Raw genomic sequence first — 14,540 nt, 5'->3', positions numbered from 1 at the left:
TTCTGGTTAACGGCCTGGTAAGTCGTCCCAGTGCATGATCCCACCCAGGGCAAAAGGAGTGTGGGACATGAGTACGAGGACTCGGCCCGCCAGCGGAGCGGTGGCACTGGCCGAGATGAAAGAATTTGCCGGCTTCGGCAAAGGCACCCAGCGCTATATCCGCCGTTCGCTCGACGTCGGCCTCGACCGCCGCGACGCGGTCCGCCGCTGGTCGCGCGACCCGGCCGAGGCCGCCAGCATCCGCGCCCAGGAGCGCGTCTACGGCCGGCTCGACCTGATCCGCGAGAGCGTGCCCGACGATAGCGGGCTCGACGCGATGGAGCCGCTGATGGCGCCGCTGATCACGATGACCGCGTTCGATCTCGGCCAGGATCGGCTGCCCTGCTTCGCCTCGTACCGCTTCCTCTACGAGCGGCTGATCGGCGCGGCGGTACGGCCGTGGCTGCCCGGCGCCTTCTGCGCCTCCGCCGCGCTGCCGCATCTTCATCCCGACCGGCGGCGGCTGCTGCTCCAGTCGATCAGCGAGGCGGCGGCGACCGCGCCGGGCTGGTCGAACCGCGATCCGGTCTTCTTCCCCGAATGGGTCGAGAAGGTCGACACGACCGTGGCCGGCTGACGAATCGTATTTCCCTAGAGTGACCACTGACGGCGGGCTTCGGCCCGCCGTTTTGTTTGCGGGTGCTGGACAGGCGTGACCGGCCCGCGATAGCCTCGCGCCATGCGCCGTCTCTACATGCTGCTGCTTGTCGTGCTGGCGATCCCGGCCGCGATGGCGCTCGCTCAGCCGCGGGCGGGCGAGACGATCCTCGCCGGCTGCCGCCAGGGCGCCTGCGTCTGGATGCGGGTGGCGCGGGTGGAGCCCGTGACGCGCGTGGCGCAGGGCGCGCTGGTCCGGATCGTCGCGCGGCGCGGCGTGTCGCTCCATCCCGATGGCGACATTCCGCGCCGCCCGGACCGCGCCGGGATCGAGTGGGACGCCGAGACCAGCGAAGCCTATGCCTTCTGCTCGACCCGTCGCCCTGCTTATGCGTTTTGGGAGGAGGGCGAGGAGGGTCTGATCGTCCATTTCCTCGATTTCTTCGACCTGGGCGGCTATCAGTACAGTTCGGCCGGCATGTACATGCGGCTCTGTCACGGGCGGACGAACCTACCCTCGGCGGCGGCGCTGCGCCGGCTCGGCTACCGTCCGGGGACGCGCAGCGAGCAGGTTGAGAACGGCTCACAGGAGACGATGACCCGCTTCTGACGCGTTAGCGCAAAGTTTCGATCCGGATGTCGTCGGCGTCGAGCTCGCCGCGCGTGCCCGCCACGACGAAGCCGATCTCGATCGCCTCGGCGCGGCGCGGGACGGCCAGCTCCACCCGGTGCCGCCGCCAGCCTTCGCTCGCGCCGATCGCGACGCTGGCCTCGCTTGCATCCCGCCCGAGACTGCGCACGACCAGGCGCGAGGCCCCGCCCGCGAAGCCCGGCGCGCGGGTCATCGCGGTCACCGCGATCCGGCGGCCGCGCCAGCCATGGGCGGAAAAGGACGTGAAGATCCGTGTCTCCGCATTGCGCGGCGCCCCGCTGCGGGCGCGCCAGCCGGCGTTGAGCCACGCTTCGCCCTGCGCCGCCTGCGGCCGCAGCCAGTCGCGATTGGTGGCGATCCCGGCAGCCATCCCGCGATGCGCTTCCACACGCCAGCCAGCCATGCCAAGCTCGAAGCTGAGATTGGCCGGGCGTGGCGGCAGCGTCTGCAGCGCGAGGGCGAGCGCGAGCAGGATCATCGCGTGAGCCGTTCCAAGATGTCCTCCGCGAACTGGGTGAGCGTATCGTCGCGGGCGCCCATCACGACGATGCGGTCGCCCGGCCGGGCGAGACCCGCGAGGCGCTGGCCGCATTGCGCGCGCTCGGGGATGTGCTCCGCCTTTCGCCCGGCCGCGACGACGCCGTCAACGATGTCGCCGCTGCCCACCTCGCGGCTGGTCGTGCCGCCATAGTAGACCGGGTCGGGCATGATCAGCACGTCGTCCGGCGCCATCCCGCGCGCGAAGGTCTCGATCAGCGCGTCCTTCATCGTCTGCAACGGGCCGTAGCCGTGCGGCTGGAAGAACAGAAGCAGGCGTCCCGGAAAGGCGTGGAGCGTGCGCAAGGTGGCGGCGATCTTGTCGGGATTGTGCCCGAAATCGTCGATCACGCTGACCCCGCCGGCCTCGCCGACCAGTTCGAAGCGGCGTCTGAGGCCGGTGAAGCCGGCGAGCGCCCCGGCCGCCTCGGCAAGCGGAACGCCAATCGCTTCGCAGGCGGCGAGCGCGGCGAGCGCATTCTCGGCATTGTGCCGGCCCGGCACCTGGAGCCGCACCGGCACATTGTCGATGCGAAAGGAGACGGCGAACGGTGCCTCCTCGACGGCGGAGCCGAAGAGATCGGCGCTTGGGTCGGCGAAGGAATAGGTCCTGAGCTTGTCAGGGCGCAAAGCAGCCGCGAGCAATCGGGTCTCGTCATCGTCGAGGTTGAGCACGACCGTCTCCGCCCTGGCGGCGAAGTCGCGGAAGAGGTGGCGGAGCTCGTCCAGCGATTTGTGGTCGAGCGTGACATTGTTGAGGACGGCAACGCGCGGGGCATAGAGCGCGATCGAGCCGTCGCTTTCGTCCACTTCGCTGACGAAATCCGGGCCCGCGCCGACCAGGGCGCTGGCGAAGGGTGCGTCGGCGCCGGCGAAATTCTTCATCACCGCGCCGTTCATCACCGTCGGATCCCGGCCGAGCGCATGCAGAATCCAGCCGATCATCCCGGTCACGGTCGATTTGCCGCTCGTCCCGCCGACCGCTATGCCGGTCTCGGCGGCGTTGAACAGTTCAGCGAGCAATTCCGGCCGGTTCACCCGCGCCGCGCCCCGCTCCTTCGCTTTCACCACGTCGCGGACCGTCTCCTCGATCGCAGCCGAGGTGACCAGGATCTGATCGGCCCGCGTGAGGCCGCTGCCGTCCTGCGGGAACAGTTCGATGCCTCGCGCGCGCAGATATTCGAACTTGGGCGCAAGCCGGCCCTGGTCGAGGGTGCGGTCCGAGCCCTTCACCTCGTGCCCGCGCCCTTGGACGATCAGCGCCAAGGGCAGCATGCCGCTGCCGCCAATGCCGCAGAAGAAATAGGATTTGGCCTCGCTCACCCGCCCGCTTTATTGCAAGCCAGGCGGAGTTCAACCGGGCGGTGAAAGGAGCGGGGATGCGGATCGCGGTGGTGGCGCCCAGCTCGCGCTTCAGCAGGGAGACGGCCGAGCGCGCGACCGCGATCGCCTCGAAACGCCATCCGGAGGTCGAGCTCCATTTTCACCCGCAATGCTTCCTCGCGCACAATCATTTCGCGGGATCGGACAACGATCGAGGTCATGCCCTCGTCGAGGTCGCGAACGATCCCGGCTTCGATGCCGTGTGGTTCGCGCGCGGCGGTTATGGCGCCTGCCGGATCGCGGAGGCGGCGATTGGCCGGATGGGCAAGACGGCGCGCGACAAGATCTGGATCGGCTACAGCGATGCCGGCTTCCTGCTTGCGGGGATGGCGCGCGCCGGCTTTGCCCGGCTCGCCCACGGCCCGATGCCGCAGGACGCGATGCGCGCGGGCGGTGAGGCGGCGATTGAGCGCGCATTGGACTGGCTGACAGCGCGCGCGTCCGAGGCGCTGGAGCCGGGACTCGATCCGGAAGGACGCCATTTCGCGTTCAATCTCGCCGTCCTCGGCAAGTTGCTCGGAACGCCGCTGGAGCCCGACTTCACCGATCGCATCCTGCTGATCGAGGAGGTGTCGGAGCATATGTATGCGTTCGACCGGGCGATGTTCCACCTCACCGCCAATCCGAACGTGCGGCGCGCGGCGGGGCTGCGGCTCGGCCGGGTCAGCGACGTCCTGCCCAATGATCCCGACTTCGGCGAGGGCGAGGAGGAGATTGTCCGCCGCTGGTGCGCGGGCGCGCAAATCCCCTATCTCGGCCGCGCCGACATCGGGCACGACTCGACGAACAAGGTGGTGCCGTTCGGCCTGCTCTCGTGACGTTCGCCGCTCTATCCACAGAAAAGCGCTGCCAGAGGGGCGAAAACGGAGGCAAACTGCCCCTACGGCATTGCCAAGGGGCGGGATTTGCGCTCTATCGGGCGGCAGAACTCACAGGGAGGGAAGAATGGCACAAGGTAGGCAGAGCGGTTTGCAGCGGCCGGTGACTCCGTCGAAGGAACTCGCGGCAATCACGGGCTCGGCGCCGCTTCCGCGCAGCCAAGTGGTCAGCAAGATTTGGGACCACATCCGCAAGAACAATCTCCAGAATCCGCAGAACAAGCGCGAGATCATCGCGGACGACAAGCTTCGGCCGATCTTCGGCAAGGACCGGGTCACCATGTTCGAGATGAACAAGCATCTGTCCAGGCATCTCAGCTAGGATCCTCGCCGGCGATCGCCCGGCCACAGACCACGTGAACCGCCCGCCCGGCCAGCGCTGGGATGGGCGGTTTTCGGTTTCTGGCCAGGAGGGTTTTCCCGATGACGAGTGAAGAATTGCTCGCCGACCTGCGCGCGCTTGGCGTGCGCACCGGCGACCTGTTGATGGTCCACGCTTCGCTGCGCCGGATCGGCCTGTCCCGCGCCGAGGCCGGTGCCGATGGGGCGGAGCGCTTGCACGATGCGCTTGAGGCAGCGGTCGGCGCAGAGGGCACCTTAATGATGGTGCTCGGCAGCCATTACGAGATGGACTGGGTGAACAAGGGTCCCCTCGAGGCGCGAGCGGCGCTGCTCGCCGGGAGTGCGCCCCTCGCCCAGACGACGGCCCCCGCGATGGCGGAGGTCGGCTGGCTGGCGGAGACCTTCCGGCGGCGGTCGGGCACGATCCTCAGCGACAATCCAAGCGGCCGGTTCGGCGCGCGCGGGGCGCGGGCGCCGGAGCTGATGGCGGATCAGCCATGGCACGATTATTACGGCCCGGGCTCGCCGCTGGAAAAGCTCGTCGCCTCGGGCGGGCGAGTTCTTCGGCTCGGCGCGAACCCCGACACGGTGACGGCGCTTCACTATGCCGAATATCTTGCTGAGCTGCCGAACAAGACGCGCACGCGCTGGGATTATGTGATCGCCGATTCGGGTGGGGTGCCGCGCCATGTCTGGATCGACTGCCTCGACGACAGCCGGGGCATCGCGGATTGGGATGGCGACGACTATTTTGTCGACATCTTGCAGGCCTATCTGGCGCTCGGCCGGCACCGCGAAGGGCAGGTCGGCAAGGCGCGCAGCGAATTGCTCGATGCGGCCGATCTGGTCGATTTCGGCACGCGCTGGATGGAGGCGAACCTAAAATGAGAAGGGCCCCGCGGCCGTGCTGGCCGCGGGCCCTCTCATTTCCGTCCTTGCGATCAGAAGCGGATCGTCATTTCCGCCATCGCCCGGTCGTCGCGGAAGTCCGCCTGACGGCCGATGCTGCTCTCGATCGCGCCGCCGAACGAGACGCGGCCATTGTCGAGGCGCAGCCCGCCGCGCACTTCCGCCCAGTTGCAATCGCCCCCCGCCACCGGCAGCGCGAAGGCGAAATCGGGCGCGCTGGCGAAGCGGACGAGCATACCGTCATCGGCTCCCGAAACCGTGTGGACATAATCGGCCTGGAGTTGCGGCTCCAGTGTCCAGCCGCCCATCCGCATCGCCCCGGTGAGCCTTGCGCCGAGGCGGGCCTCGAGGTTCTGGAGGCGAAGGTCGTCGACTTGCAGCGCAGCCTCGCCACCCGTCTCGCGGAAGCCGTTGAGACGGTAGGAGGAATAAGCCAGCGACGCCCGCGGGGTGAGCGTCAGGCCATGCCCGGCGGCGAGATTGGCGCCGGCCTCCATCATCACGTTGTAGCGGCGGGACTGGGTCGCGCCGTAGAGGTCGAACGCGATATGGCCAGTCGCGGTGCGGCGCTCCAGGTCGGCGCGGCTGACCTCGGCCGAAGCCAGGCCCGCGACGTAGAGGCCGCCGCCGAGCCGGTATGAGCCATAGGCAGCGGCTTGGGTGGTCCGCGATTCCGTCCGGCCCTGAAGGCCGGGCACGCTGAGGCCGTCCGCGAAGCCGAAGGCGCTGCCGATCGTCACGTTCTCGGACGCCTGGATTTCGAGGCCCATGCTGGCATACCAGCTGCGCTGGCCGCCGTTGAACGCGGCCTGGCTCGCATTGCCGGCGGTGAGATAGCCGGTGCTGACGAAGCCGGTCATCCCGCGCGGCAGCGATTGCACGCCCTGGCTGCCCGGGACCATCGAGCTGACGCCGAGCGCGGCCGGCGCCCGGCCGGTCGCCAGCGCGTGGGTGAGCGCCCCGGAGCCGGTAACGCTGAGCGTCCCGGTCGGGCCGGTGCCGAGCAGCGACAGGCGATCGCCGATCACGTTCAGCATCGCCCGGCTCTGCCGCTCCTGCAGGGAGCGATGCTCGCCGGTGACGGTGGGTGCCAGGCCGGACAGGGTCGCGGTAAGGGTCCGCCCGTCCATCAGGTCGATCACGCCGTAGAGGTTGTACAGCGAGGCGTACGAATTGCCGCGGAGCTGATCGAGCGCCTCGGCGAAGGCGATCGCGGTCGCATTCTGGCCGTCGAGGATCGTGACCAGGCTGCCGGCGCGAAGCGTCGCGACGATATTGTTCGGATTGTAGGTGAGCTCGGGCCGGAGCACGCCTTGGAACGAGTAGATCGTCCCGAACGTGCCGTCGACGCCTCCGCCCGCGGTGGCGATCGTCCAGGTATCGCCGTGGCGCGGCGCCGCGCCGACTTTGTTGAAGACGAGCGAGCCGCCGCCGAGAGCGAGGGCGCCGGTCACGGTCAGGCGATCGCCGGCGCCTCGTCCGACATCGACGAACAGCGACGAGGCAGAAGCGAGGATCAAGTTGCCGTCAACGGTCAGCGTGCCGACCCGATTGCCGCCGCCGGGCGCGACGATCGCGCCGACCACAGTCGTGAAGGGCGCCCGGATCGTGCCGGAGCCGGAGAGCAGGCCGGACAGGTACATCATGTCGCGGCCGCTCGCGACGAGGCCGTCGGCAGTGGTCCAGCCCTGCAGCTGGTTGTACTCGCCGAGCACATTGAGGCTCCCGCCGGTGCGAACGTGGAGACGGGTCTCTCCGTCCAACGTCATCCGGTCGATCGTCACGGACGAGCTCAGCGACGTCGTTCCGGGCGCGGCAAGGGTGACGTCATAATAGCGAGCTCGGATGCCCCCCGCGGGATTGGCGGTGACGTTGTTCGGCACGAAGTTGGTCGAGCCGGGCCCGCCGGGAATGAAGATGGGCGTTCCGTCGCCGGTCGGCGCGGCGCTGCTCAGCGTCGTGCAATCGCCGAGGAAGCAGATCTGGCCGAAGGCCGCGCCGCCGCCGGCAATGCCCTGGGCGGGGGTGCCGGGGAGCGAATTCACCAGCTCGCCGTCGACATCGATCATGTAATTGGGATCCATCAGCTGGACCCAGTGGGCGGGATCCTCCCAGTCGCCATTGCCGCCGAGGTTGCCGGCATAGACGTAAGGGTTGTTGGCGACAATCACGTCCCAATAGAGGAAGAGCGGCTGATAGAAGCTGTCCGTGCCGTAGCGATGACCGGCCTGGGCGGCGAAGAAGCGGGTGCCGCCGGAGAGTACGCCGACGGTGACCGGGCGGTCGTAGCGCTGATCGACGATCAGCGGGCCGCCGGAATCGCCGCCGGCGGTCGTGCCCTCGCGCGGCAGCGCGGCGTCGTCGCCGTACAGCCCGAAATCGAACCGCCCGGCGGCGGGATTGTAGTTCGGGTTCGGGTCCCGGAAATCGAAGAGATAGAGGCCGTTAGTGATGCTGCCCGAGCCGAACAGCCACGAATTGCGGTCGTTGAGCGAGCCGAGCACCGCGATCATGTTCTCGGCAGAGCGGCGGCGCCAGTCGATCGCGATCGTAGCGCTGTTTTCGCGTCCCGCATTGCCGTAGCCGGTGATGATCGCGTGGGTCGGCCCGTCCAGCGGCGAGAAGAGCATCGCCCAGGTCGGAATGTCGAAGGCCGGCGTGTCGAGCGTGGCGATGGCGATGTCCGCCTGCAGGAAGCAGGAGGTAGCCGACGTGCATGAGGTTGGCGCTCGGGAGCGCGGATCGTACCACACCTGTTCGACGGCATAGAGGGCGCGGGCGAGATTCGTCTGGTGGAGGAGCGCCGGATTGGCCGGCTCGCCGTCGCCGGACGAAAGCCCCAGCCAGAGCCGAACCGCCGGCAGATTGTCGGCGTTGAATCCGAACGCGATCGGGGTTCCGCCGGCGGTCCAGGCGCCGAAGGGCGTCCCGTTGGAGCCATAGGCTTCCGCCGGACGGCCGTTCACGCAATGGGCGGCGAAGATCACGGTGCGCGGATTGATCAGCGTGCCGGTGCACAAGCTCATGCTGGTCGAGGTGGGGCTGACGCGGACGGTCATCTGGCCGACGCCGGTGACGCCGCTGTCGAGGACGCCGCCCGGCGGCGGAGCATTGGGGTCGAGGTCGTTGCGGATAACGATCGATGAGTCTTCTTCGCCACCGCTCGGGACGGCCTGATCCTGAGCGTGCGCCCCGGTCGATGCCGCGATGGCGAAGCCGGTGGTGGCAATGAGCAGGCTGCGGCGGAAGGCCGAAATCGTCGTCGATCGCATGATTGTTTCTCCCCCTGCACAAATAAGGGAGGACTCAGCTGCGCCCACGAGTCGCCCCCTCCTCGAGCCCGAACAGGCTAGGGCAAGAATTGGCCGGCGCAAGAGGGAATCGCGGTCTTGCGCATTACTATGTCAGATGCAGTATTAACCGCAGTTACCGCCATCTATCGGCCCCTTATCCCCGCCAGCGAAGGCCAAACCACACGGTGCGCGGTGTCGCGCGCTCTACGATGCCGGCGCCCGAAATGCCGGCGATCACCCGCGCATTCGTCACGTTCTCGGCGCGCACCTCGAGCGCGAGGCTCTGCGCGACGGGCACCACGACGACTGCATCGAAGGTCAGCGCGTCGGGGATAAGCTGGCGGTTGAGGTCATCCTCATACTGGCTGCCGACGTAGCGGGTGGTGAGTGCGGCGGTGGCGCCGGTGGGGCCGTCCCAGGCCAGCGTCGCAGTGGCGCCGTGACGCGGCGTTTGGGCCGGGCGGAGGCCGTCGAGCGGCGCGGCGGTGCCCGAGGCGCGAAGCTCGGCGTCGGCGAAGCTGTAGCCCGCGGAGAGTCGCCAACGGCCAAGTGTAAGGCGCGCGTCCAGCTCGACGCCACGGCTGAGCACCGCTTCGACATTTTCGCGTCGGCGGAACTGGCCGCCCGCCGGGACGAAGCCGACGCCGGGGAAGGTGCCCGGCCCCTGGCCGAGAGTGACGTTGGCGATGGCGTCCTCGAGCCGGTTGGCGAAGACGGTGGCGCCGAGGCGGAAGGCGGGCGTGGGATGCCAGTCCAGCCCGGCCTCGATCCCGTTCAGCCGTTCGGGAGAAAGCGCCGCGTTGGCCGCGGTCGCGTCCGCGCCGACCCGGAACGGCCGATAGAGCTCGTTCAACGTCGGCAGCCGCCAGCCGCGATATGCGGCTGCGCGCAGGCTGAGTTGAGGCGAGGCGCGCCAGGCGAAGCCCGCGCGGCCGGTCGGCTCCCAGCCCGTGCGGTCGGGAAAGGCGGTGTCGGTCAGCGTCGCGCCGGTGGCGAGCAGTCGCTCGCGCAGCCGTCCGTCCGCGATCCACCAGCGGTCGATTCGCGCGCCGGCGGTGAGCAGCCACGGCCCGCTTTCCCAGCTCAATTCGGCGAAGGCGCCGAGCGTCCGAGTCCGCCCGCCGGCGATCCGGCCGCGGCTTGGTGCGCCGGCGACGAACTGGAACAGCTCCTGCGTCCGCCCTTCGGTCTGGCGCCCGTCCGCGCCGAGGCGAAGCTCGATGGGGTCCACGGGCGGGCGCAGCTCGAAGCGTGCGCCGAGGCCGGTGGCGGGGACGGCATATTGATCGAGCACTCGACTCGCCGTGGCGCGGTCGTCGCTGACCGCGGCGAAGCTGGTCGCGAAGTCGCGCAGCTGGACATAGGCCAGAGCGGCGAAGGGGAGGGCGCCGCTGCCGACGAGGCGCAGCGAGGCGTCGGCGCCCTCGTTGGCGATGGCGCTGAACGCGGTGCCGCGCTCGCGGCGATCGGTGAAGGCGCCGGTATTGGTCTGCAGTTCGAGCGCGGGGGCGAGCGGCGTCACCGCGCGCAGGGCGAGGCTCGCCTGCCGGTAGGGGGCCGGCCGGTCGGCCGGTCCGCGCTGTTCCGCGACGACGGGCACGAAACCGTCGCCCCGGGCGAAGCTGCCGGAGAGGCTCAGGAAGCCGGGTCCGAGCATCACCCCCGCCCCGGCGAAGGCATCGAGGCTGTCGCGGCTGCCGTAAGCGAGGCTCGCGGTGAGGCCCTCGATCTCGTCGGGCGCGGCGCTCTCCAGCTCGATCGTGCCGGCGAGCGCGCCCGGGCCGTGGACGCCGCTGCCGCCGCCGCGCGTGATTCCGACCCGGCCGAGTCGGCGCGGATCGAAGGCCGGCCAGGCGATCCAGCCGCCGAACGGATCGCTCTGCGGCACGCCGTCGAGGATCAGCAGCGCCCGGCTCGAGGCATTGCCGCCGAGCGCGCGCAAGGTCGCGCCCTGACTGGTCGGGTTGGCGCTACGCGCGTCCGAGCGGCGGAATTGCTGGAAGCCGGGGATGTCGCGCAGCACGTCCTCCAACCGGTTGGACGGGGAGGCGGCGAGCCGGGCGCGGTCGATCTCGATCACGTCATAGGCGGCATCGGCCCGCGCCGCGCCGAGCCCCCGGCCGGTGACGACGATGACCTGATCGTCCTGGGCGGCCGCAGGCGTCGCGGAGGCGAGAAGCAGTGAGAAGAGAAAAGCGGGGCGGATCACCCGCTAGCGCTAACAACAAAAAGCCGCGCCGGGGAGGGGTGCCCGGCGCGGCTTCGATTAAGGGCGTGGATCGCCCTTACGGAGTCGGCGTGCGGGCTTGGGCCTGCGCCTCGAGCTGCGCGCGGGTGATCGCGAGCACCAGCCCCTGGCCGTTCTTGCCGAAGCTGGTGATCGGAATATCCGCCCGCACCGTCCCGGTGCTGACGATCGCGCTGTCGGCGTCGACCGATTCGATCGTGCCAACCTCGCCGCCCTGTGCGTCGCGGACGGCCGCGCCGGCAGTCACGTCGGCGGCGGTCGCGGCGACGACCGGACCGGCCTGAGCCTGGGTGCCGACCTGTGCACTCGCCTGGGCATTGGCGTTCGCGGGCGGAGCCGTATTGGCGCCGACCTGCGCATTTGCCTGGGCATCGGCATTCGCCGGCGGAGCCGTATCGGCGCCGACCTGGGCGTTCGTCTGCACGTTGGCGGTCGCCGGCGGAGCCGTGTCGGCGCTCACCTGCGCATTGGTCTGCGCGTTGGCGTCCGCTGGCGGAGCCGTGTTGACGCCGGTCCGCACGCTGGTCTGCGCATTCGCGTCCACCGGCGGAGCCGCGTCGGCCGCGCTGTCGTCTGTGTCGGCGGCCTCGTTCGCCGTGTCGGCTGCCTCATCGGCGGCCTGCTCGACCGTTTCCTCGGCGCGGCGAACGGTTTCATCGACCGTGCCCTGCGATTCGCGCGCGGTCCGGGCCGCCTCGTCCTCCACCTCCTGAACAGTCTGGTTGACCTGATCCATGGTCGGTTGCGGCGCGGTCACCTGACCGGTGGCGCCGGTGGAGACGCTCACCTGAGCGCCCGCGGCGACCGGCAGCGCAAGCACCGCGGCAGCCGTCAACATTCTGATCTTAAAGGTCATTTCAAGCCTCCAATGGTAGAATTGGAGGGATAACGCCGCGGTCACCCCTTCGGGGTGCATGTCAAGCGACGAGTCGTGGCCAGGGAACGCCGGTTAACGAAACCAATCGGATTTTCAGACGCCCGGGGGACGTCCGTCTAGAGCACATATTTGCTGAGGTCGGTGTCGCGGGCGATGTCGGCGAGCTGCGCCTCGACATAAGCCGCGTCGACCGTGACCGTCTCGCCGGCCCGGTTCTCCGCCTCGAAGCTCACATCCTCGAGCAGTTTCTCCATCACGGTCTGCAGCCGCCGGGCGCCGATATTTTCGAGGCTCTCGTTCACCTCGGCGGCGATGCGGGCGAGCGCGCGGATGCCGTCCTCGGCGAAGTTCACCGTGACGCCTTCGGTGGCGAGCAGGGCGCGATATTGCTCGGTCAGGCTCGCCTGGGTGTCGGAAAGGATGCGGACGAAATCGGCCTCGGTGAGCGCCTTCAATTCGACCCGGATCGGCAGGCGGCCTTGCAGCTCCGGGAGCAGGTCGCTCGGCTTGGCGACATGGAAGGCGCCCGAGGCGATGAAGAGGATATGGTCGGTCTTCATCGGGCCGTATTTGGTGGCGACCGTCGTGCCCTCGATCAGCGGCAGCAGGTCGCGCTGCACGCCCTCGCGGCTGACCGATCCGCCCCGCACGTCGCTGACCGCGATCTTGTCGATCTCGTCCAAAAAGACGATGCCGTTCGCCTCGGCGTCCTTGAGCGCGACCCGGTTCACGTCGTCGGTGTCGAGACGCTTGTCCTGCTCCTCCTCGACGAGCTTGTCCCAGGCCTCGGCGACGCGCAGCTTGCGCTTCTTCCTCGGCTGCTGGCCGAAGGCTTTCCCCATCATGTCGGATAGATTGATCATGCCGACCTGACCGCCCATGCCCGGGATCTCGAACGGCGTCGCGGGCTGGTCGATCACCTCGATCTCGACCTCGGCGTCGTTCATGCTGTTGTCGGTCAGGCGTGCACGGAAGCTTTCGCGGGTGGCGACGCTGGCACCCTTGCCGGTCAGCGCGTCGAGCAGCCGCTCCATCGCCGCCTCGGACGCGGCTTCGCGCACCTTCTCGCGCCGCCTTTCCTTCTCGAGCCGCACAGCCTCCTCGACGAGGTCGCGGGCGATCTGCTCGACGTCGCGGCCGACATAGCCGACCTCGGTGAACTTGGTCGCCTCGACCTTGACGAACGGCGCGTCGGCGAGCTTCGCCAGCCGGCGGCTGATCTCGGTCTTGCCGCAGCCCGTGGGGCCGATCATCAATATGTTCTTGGGCGTGACCTCGTCGCGCAACGCGTCGGGGAGCTGCTGGCGCCGCCAGCGGTTGCGCAGGGCGACCGCGACGGCGCGCTTCGCCTCGTCCTGACCGATGATATGGGCGTCGAGCGCGGCGACCACCGCCTTGGGCGTGAGCTGATCGTTCATCTGGCCTGCTTCTCTGGGGGTGTCGGGCGCGAAGTCAATCTCCCCGGAGGGCTCCGGGCGGCTGGGCTGGTATTCCATAGAGCCGCTAGATTGGAGCCGCGCGCCCGCGCTTCAAGCGGTGCAGCGAAAGCCGCCGAAGAGGCGGCCGTGCGAGGCGACGATGCGGGCGATGGTTTCGGGCTCGGTGGCGACCTCCTCGACGCCGCGCTCGAAGGTGCCGCCGAGCAGGATGCCGTCGGCCCGGGGGAACATGTAGCCCGCCTCGCCGGTGAAGGCGTAGCGCACCTCCGGCTGCGGCAGCAGCACGGCGAGTTGGCCGCGGATCGGCACGAGATCGCTGTCGCCGAACAGCTCGCGCGCACCGAGGCCGGTGCAGTTGAAGAAGAGCCGCTCGGGCAAGGCGGCAATCTCGGCGGGACCGGTGAAGCGCCGCACCTCGAAGCGCCCACCGGCAAGTTGCACGTCGCGCGTGAGCTGGCGGAGGAAGCGGCCGGTTTCGACATACATGGTGTCGAAGCGGCTGATGCCGCCGGCGACCGGAAAGGGATGCTCGTCCTCCGCCAGCCTCCGCGCGCCGGGGTGATAGCCGTCCCGCGGCGCCTCGCCCTCGGTATAGGTGGGGAGCCAGCGGATCCCGTAATCGTCGCCGACCATGATCTGGAAGCGGCGCCAGCTGTAATCGAGCGCGGCGGCGAATTGCGCGCGCCATTCGGGCGTGACCGCGCTCTCGCGATAGTGGCCGAAGGGGCTCCACTGGCCCCCGGCGATGTTGGAGGTCGTGTCGGGCGGCAAGGCGGCGGCGTAGAGCGTGACCGGGAAGCCCGCTTCCTGGACCAGCCGGGCGGTGGTCAGCCCCATCACGCCCGCGCCGATTACCGCGACCGGCCCGCTATGACCCGGCAAGCCCAGCAGAGTGGCGAGCTTCGACGTGCCCCAGGAGAGGGTGATGCCGGCGCCGCCGTGACCGTAATTGTGGACCAGGCGCTTGTCGCCCAGCACCTCGGCCCGGACGACGAACCCGCTTTGCCGATAGGGTCGGAGGCCGGCCACGGACCGAATCACCCGCTCCGGTGAAGCGAGGACCGGCGGCAGGCACCCGCTCCGCGTTGCCGGCCGTGCCGCGGTCGTCACGCAGCCCGGCAGCAGCAGCGCGGAGGCGGAGGAGCCGAGGAAGAGGCGGCGGTCCATCTCCTCAGCCTAGTGCCGACCGTTCGCCCGGCAAACAAGGAGAAGTAAGGCGAGGGCGTAGCTTTCCTCAGCTATCGCCGTTGCCGTCCGCGCGGTTAGAACAACGCGATGATCCGGCCTTACCTCCCGCTCAATTCGCTGCGCGCCTTCGAGGCGGCGGCGCGGCATCTGAGCTTCAC

12 protein-coding genes are annotated in these 14,540 nt (G+C 69.2%); 5 read left to right on the top strand and 7 right to left on the bottom strand.

Annotation, left to right across the window (positions count from 1 at the left end; translation table 11 throughout):
- The first annotated feature begins 67 nt into the window (after positions 1-67).
- Both ACT4N8_RS10650 and ACT4N8_RS10645 read left to right on the top strand, forming a co-directional pair.
- A complete protein-coding gene (locus ACT4N8_RS10650; protein ID WP_444858103.1) occupies positions 68-616 on the top strand; it encodes a hypothetical protein in 549 nt (182 codons plus the stop codon).
- A gap of 102 nt (positions 617-718) precedes the next feature.
- A complete protein-coding gene (locus ACT4N8_RS10645) occupies positions 719-1,246 on the top strand; it encodes a hypothetical protein (protein WP_444858102.1) in 528 nt (175 codons plus the stop codon).
- 4 nt (positions 1,247-1,250) lie between these two features.
- Here ACT4N8_RS10645 and ACT4N8_RS10640 read toward each other — a convergent pair whose 3' ends face one another.
- Both ACT4N8_RS10640 and ACT4N8_RS10635 read right to left on the bottom strand, forming a co-directional pair.
- The gene (locus ACT4N8_RS10640; RefSeq protein WP_444858101.1) at positions 1,251-1,766 is read right to left on the bottom strand and encodes a hypothetical protein; all 516 of its coding nucleotides are present in this window, start codon (positions 1,764-1,766) and stop codon (positions 1,251-1,253) included.
- Positions 1,763-3,148: a glutamate ligase domain-containing protein gene (locus ACT4N8_RS10635; protein ID WP_444858100.1), complete on the bottom strand. Its 1,386-nt coding sequence runs from the start codon at positions 3,146-3,148 to the stop codon at positions 1,763-1,765. Before ACT4N8_RS10635 ends, ACT4N8_RS10640 begins: the two co-directional genes overlap by 4 nt.
- Positions 3,149-3,204: 56 nt before the next feature.
- On the opposite strand from ACT4N8_RS10635, the gene ACT4N8_RS10630 reads away from it, so the two are divergent.
- The 3 genes from ACT4N8_RS10630 (at position 3,205) to ACT4N8_RS10620 (ending at position 5,316) form a co-directional block, all read left to right on the top strand.
- Positions 3,205-4,026, top strand: coding sequence for an LD-carboxypeptidase (locus ACT4N8_RS10630; protein WP_444858099.1), 822 nt, complete (start codon positions 3,205-3,207; stop codon positions 4,024-4,026).
- A 127-nt stretch (positions 4,027-4,153) separates the two neighbouring features.
- Positions 4,154-4,408, top strand: a complete 255-nt coding sequence (locus tag ACT4N8_RS10625; RefSeq protein ID WP_444858098.1) for an SWIB/MDM2 domain-containing protein — start codon at positions 4,154-4,156, stop codon at positions 4,406-4,408.
- A 101-nt stretch (positions 4,409-4,509) separates the two neighbouring features.
- Positions 4,510-5,316: an aminoglycoside N(3)-acetyltransferase gene (locus ACT4N8_RS10620; protein ID WP_444858097.1), complete on the top strand. Its 807-nt coding sequence runs from the start codon at positions 4,510-4,512 to the stop codon at positions 5,314-5,316.
- Between the two features lie 53 nt (positions 5,317-5,369).
- Here the strand turns inward: ACT4N8_RS10620 and ACT4N8_RS10615 are convergent, their stop codons facing one another.
- The 5 genes from ACT4N8_RS10615 to ACT4N8_RS10595 form a co-directional block, all read right to left on the bottom strand.
- Positions 5,370-8,609 carry an autotransporter domain-containing protein gene (locus ACT4N8_RS10615; protein ID WP_444858096.1) on the bottom strand — a complete coding sequence of 1,080 codons (3,240 nt, stop codon included), beginning with the start codon at positions 8,607-8,609 and terminating at the stop codon, positions 5,370-5,372.
- A 175-nt stretch (positions 8,610-8,784) separates the two neighbouring features.
- A complete protein-coding gene (locus ACT4N8_RS10610) occupies positions 8,785-10,839 on the bottom strand; it encodes a TonB-dependent receptor (RefSeq protein WP_444858095.1) in 2,055 nt (684 codons plus the stop codon).
- 76 nt (positions 10,840-10,915) lie between these two features.
- Positions 10,916-11,716 (bottom strand): hypothetical protein, encoded by an 801-nt coding sequence (locus tag ACT4N8_RS10605; RefSeq protein WP_444858094.1) that lies wholly within the window; start codon positions 11,714-11,716, stop codon positions 10,916-10,918.
- A gap of 155 nt (positions 11,717-11,871) precedes the next feature.
- Positions 11,872-13,173: an ATP-dependent protease ATPase subunit HslU gene (hslU, locus tag ACT4N8_RS10600; protein ID WP_444858093.1), complete on the bottom strand. Its 1,302-nt coding sequence runs from the start codon at positions 13,171-13,173 to the stop codon at positions 11,872-11,874.
- A 111-nt stretch (positions 13,174-13,284) separates the two neighbouring features.
- The gene (locus ACT4N8_RS10595) at positions 13,285-14,361 is read right to left on the bottom strand and encodes an FAD-dependent oxidoreductase (RefSeq protein WP_444858092.1); all 1,077 of its coding nucleotides are present in this window, start codon (positions 14,359-14,361) and stop codon (positions 13,285-13,287) included.
- Positions 14,362-14,540: the final 179 nt, after the last annotated feature.

Source organism: Sphingosinicella sp., from assembly GCF_052387495.1.
Taxonomy (GTDB): Bacteria; Pseudomonadota; Alphaproteobacteria; order Sphingomonadales; family Sphingomonadaceae; genus Allosphingosinicella.
Note: the sequence above shows the minus strand (reverse complement) of the source record. Positions and strands in the feature narration are given on the sequence as shown.